We start from the raw sequence: 3,607 nt of genomic DNA, 5'->3' as shown, positions 1-3,607 counted from the left end.
GGATTTCGAGCAGGCACGGTTGAAAGTGGGGCATGGGTACCTACACAACTTCCGGTGGATGCTGAATCTATGGCAAATGGGCTGCTGCGCAGCCAGCGCGGGCAAGCCCGCTCACCACAACAGCCCTCTCACCACAACAGCCTGCTCACCACAACAGCCTCGTTCGCTAAGGTTATGTTTTCACCAAAGATGTGTAGATACCTATGCCCCGATGAGGGCGTCGGGCCCAAATCCCTACTGCCACCCTCCCCCCATCACTTTGTACAACGTCACCCGATTGCCCTGCTCCGCCAAGCGCAGGGTAATCAGGTCCTGCTGCGCGCTGTACAACGAACGCTGCGAATCCAGGGCTTCGAGATAGCTTTGCGACCCTGCGCGGTACAGCGCGTCCGACAGGTCGTAGCTCTTCTGGCTGGCGTCGGCCAGCGCTTGCTGGGCGGTGAGGCGTTGATCCAGCGTGCTACGCACGGCCAGGGCATCAGCCACTTCCTTGAACGCCGTCTGCAACGTCTGCTGATAGGTCTGCACCTGAATTTCCTTCTCAACCTTCGCCGCATCCAACGTCGCCCGGTTACTCCCCGCATCGAAAATCGGCACACTGATGCTCGGCGCAAAGGTCCACGCCCCGCTGCCCGCCTTGAACAGGCTGGACAGTGACGAACTGGCAGACCCGGCATTGGCCGTCAGGCTGATACTCGGGAAAAACGCCGCACGCGCCGCGCCAATGTCGATATTCGCCGACTTGAGACTGTGCTCCGCCGCCAGCACATCCGGCCGCCGCTGCAACAGGCTCGACGGCAATTCGGCCGGCACTTGCACCCGCGCAGCCGCCGATTGCAGGTGGGCGTCCGGCAGCAAACTGTCGGGAATGTCACTGCCCACCAGCAGGCGCAACGCATTGCGGTCCTGAAGGATCTGGCTCTGATACTCCGCCACATCCACCCGCGCCGACTCGACCGTGGTTTGCGCCTGGGCCACCGCCAGCGCCGCCGAACCGCCCAGCGCGTGGCTGCGCTGGGTCAGTTCATAGGTGGATTGCTGGCTGGCCAAGGTGTCCTCGGCCAATTGCAGGTGTGCGTTGTCGGCGGCCAGGGTCAGCCAGGCGGTGGCCACTTCGGCCACCAGGCTGATCTGGGTGCTGCGCCGGGTTTCGGTCAGCGCCAGGTAGGCTTCCAGCGCCTCATCCTGCAGGTTCTGCACGCGGCCGAACACGTCGACTTCATAGCTGCTCAGCCCCATCTGCGCGCTGTAATCGTGGCTGGTGGCCGCCGCGCCGCTGCTCGACAGCGCGCCCGGCGTGCGGCTGTGGGTGCCGCTGATGCCTGCATCAATCGTCGGGAACGCGGCCGCACGCTGGATGCGGTATTGGGCCTGGGCTTTTTCGATATTCAGGCTGGCCAGGCGCAGGTCGCGGTTGTTGGCCAGGGCCAGGCTCTGCAACTGCGCCAGGCGGCTATCGGTAAAGAACTGCTGCCACTGGATATCGGCGGGCACGTCGCCCTGGACGCCGGCCTGCCATTGCGTCGGCACCGGTGCGGCTGGCTGCTGATAATCCGGCGCCAGATTGATGCAGCCACTGAGGACCAATGCGGCCACCAACGGGCAGAGAAACCTGATCATGCGTCACCTTTTTCGACGATTGGAGACGTGCTGACGCGGCCAAAACGGCGGCGGATCAACACAAAAAACAGCGGCACAAAGAAGATCCCCAGCACCGTGGCGCTGAGCATGCCGCCCAACACGCCGGTGCCAATGGCCCGACGGCCGGCGGAACCGGCGCCGCTGCTCAGGGCCAGGGGCAATACGCCGAACATAAACGCCAGGGAGGTCATCAGAATCGGGCGCAGGCGTTGGCGCACGGCGGTCAGCGTCGCGTCCAGCAGGCTGCTGCCCTGCTCCTGCAAGTGCTTGGCGAACTCGACGATCAGGATCGCGTTTTTCGCCGCCAGCCCCACCGTGGTCAACAGGCCGACCTGGAAGTACACGTCGTTGCTCAAGCCGGTAAACCGTGTGGCCCACACCGCGCCGACAATACCCAGCGGCACCACCAGGATCACCGAAAACGGCACCGACCAACTCTCGTACAACGCCGCCAGGCACAGGAACACGAACAGGATGGAGACCGCGTACAGCAACGGCGCCTGGGAGCCGGACAACCGCAGTTGGTAGGACTGGCCGGTCCACTCATAACCAATGCCATCGGGCAGTTGCTTGGCAATGGCCTCCACCGCATCCATCGCCGCACCGGAGCTGACGCCCGGAGCCGGGTCGCCGACCACTTCCAGGGAAGACGAGCCGTTGTAGCGCTCCAGCAACGGCGAGCCATAGCTCCAGGCGCTGGTGGCGAACGACGAGAACGGCACCATTTCATCGTTGCTGTTGCGCACGAACCAATGCTCCAGGTCGGCAGCCTGCATGCGGGTCGACGCCTCGCCCTGCACATAGACTTTTTTCACCCGGCCCTGGTTGAGGAAGTCATTCACATAGGTGCCGCCCAACGCGGTGGACAGCGTGGTGTTGATGTCGCTGGTGCTCAGGCTCAGGGCACCGGCCTTGCGGTCATCGATGCTGACTTTGAGCTGCGGCGCATCGTCCAGGCCGTTGCTGCGCACACCGAGCAGGCGCGGGTCTTTCTTCGCCTGTTCGATGAACTGCTCACGGGCAGCGACCAACGCGTCATGCCCCAGGCCACCCAGGTCCTTGAGCTGCAAATCAAAGCCCGAACTCTGCCCCAGGCCGCGCACGGCCGGTGGTTGCATCACGAACACATCGGCATCGCCGATGCTCGCCAGCGCCAACGTGGCGCGCTGGGCAATCGTCGCCGCATCGTCCGAGCGCTCGCTCCAGTCCTTCAACCGGATAAACGCCCGTGCGGTGTTCTGGCTGTTGCCGCCCATGCCCAGCCCGCTGATGCTGATCATGGCCTCGACTTCCGGCTGCTTGAGCATGTACTGCTCGAACTGGTGCAGCACCGCCTGCGTGCGGCTGTCGGTGGCGCCTACCGGCAACTGGATCTGCGCCATAAGGATGCCCTGGTCCTCGTCCGGCAGAAACGACGTGCTCAGGCTGGCGTAACCGGCGGCCATGGCGGCGGCGATCAGCGCGTACACCACCAGGCTGCGGCGGGTACGTTGCAGTACGCCACCGACCAACGTTTCGTAGCGCTGGGAGCAGCGCTCGAATGCACGGTTGAACCCACCAAAAAAGCCGCGTTTGGCGCCATGCCCCGGTTTGAGCAACGCAGCGCACAAGGCCGGTGTCAGGGTCATTGCGACCACTACCGAGAGCACCATGGCCGAGACGATGGTCACCGAAAACTGCCGATAGATAATCCCGGTGGAACCACCGAAAAACGCCATGGGAATGAACACCGCGCTGAGCACCAGGGCGATGCCGATCAGCGCGCTGGTGATTTCATCCATCGATTGGCGCGTGGCCGCGAGGGCCGTCAAGCCCTGCTCGCTCATGACCCGTTCGACGTTTTCCACCACCACAATCGCATCGTCCACCAACAGGCCGATGGCCAGGACCATGGCAAACATGGTCAGGGTGTTGATTGAATAACCGAACAATGCCAACACCCCGAACGTGCCCAACAGCACCACCG

The 3,607-nt window shown here is 63.6% G+C and carries 2 protein-coding genes; both read right to left on the bottom strand.

Going from position 1 to position 3,607, the window contains the following annotated elements; all coding sequences use genetic code 11:
• Positions 1-234: 234 nt before the first annotated feature.
• Positions 235-1,620 (bottom strand): efflux transporter outer membrane subunit, encoded by a 1,386-nt coding sequence (locus IQK56_RS25810; protein WP_193862309.1) that lies wholly within the window; start codon positions 1,618-1,620, stop codon positions 235-237.
• Positions 1,617-3,607, bottom strand: a 1,991-nt coding sequence (locus tag IQK56_RS25805) for an efflux RND transporter permease subunit (protein WP_193901874.1), incomplete at its 5' end; no start/stop codon positions are given. The genes IQK56_RS25805 and IQK56_RS25810, both read right to left, overlap by 4 nt.

Origin of the sequence: Pseudomonas cyclaminis, assembly GCF_015163715.1 — a bacterium.
GTDB lineage: Bacteria > Pseudomonadota > Gammaproteobacteria > Pseudomonadales > Pseudomonadaceae > Aquipseudomonas > Aquipseudomonas cyclaminis.
This window is presented reverse-complemented; position numbering and strand designations above follow the sequence as displayed.

What these genes read in the sequence shown, in the direction of transcription:
- IQK56_RS25810 (WP_193862309.1), bottom strand. Translation starts at nt 1,620, where the DNA reads ATGATCAGGTTTCTCTGCCCGTTGGTGGCCGCATTGGTCCTCAGTGGC.